The organism is Vibrio sp. OPT46 (assembly GCF_015163535.1).
Lineage (GTDB): Bacteria > Pseudomonadota > Gammaproteobacteria > Enterobacterales > Vibrionaceae > Vibrio > Vibrio alginolyticus.
In genome coordinates, this window is the sequence record NZ_JADDYG010000793.1 from 470 (window position 1) to 1,084 (window position 615).

Below are 615 nucleotides of genomic sequence, written 5' to 3' on the forward strand. Positions count from 1 at the left end.
AGGGACTGGGAATACTGTGAAGTATTTGCAGTTTGTTTTATGGACGTTGATAAACAATCAAATCTGTTCATACATCGATGAGCTAAACACTGAAATCATCGGTCGTTTAGATTTCATACAAAGCCAAGCTTCTGCAAGATCGTTGAGTTCTGTTGAAGAGGGTATAAACGGTTATAAAAAAGCACTTAACCACTTCAAACAAGCACTTCCTGACGTCATTAGCCAAATTTTCGAAACCAAAAATGACACCCTAATTTCTATATCGGCAATGGCCCTTGGGAGTACCGTTAACATAGCGAGCCAATCTAGCTTTGCTACTAATTTAGGTAGGGTTAATGCGGTGGTGTACACGAAGTCAAACAACTTGAACCGCCCATCATTTGTCACTTTTGACGATAACTTTTCTGACTAGGACATTTAAATCATGGATGCAGTTTTTCCGATAGCACAACGAGAAGGTGACGCTTATTACACGCTCAGTGATTTTACGAAATTGTTTGATCAAGCTAAGAGCGGTCGTTATTTAATAGGACAAGGGTACGGTTGGCATAGTGGCATTCACTTAACATCAAAAATGTTACCGTGGGGGAAAGGGCTCAGACCTATTCAAGCGAT

1 protein-coding gene and 1 pseudogene are annotated in these 615 nt (G+C 40.3%); both read left to right on the top strand.

Going from position 1 to position 615, the window contains the following annotated elements:
• Positions 1–412: pseudogene (locus IQR33_RS34675) on the top strand (hypothetical protein); the annotation flags it as partial.
• 12 nt (positions 413–424) lie between these two features.
• A partial coding sequence (locus IQR33_RS34680; RefSeq protein WP_228014190.1) for a hypothetical protein occupies positions 425–615 on the top strand: 191 nt, incomplete at its 3' end.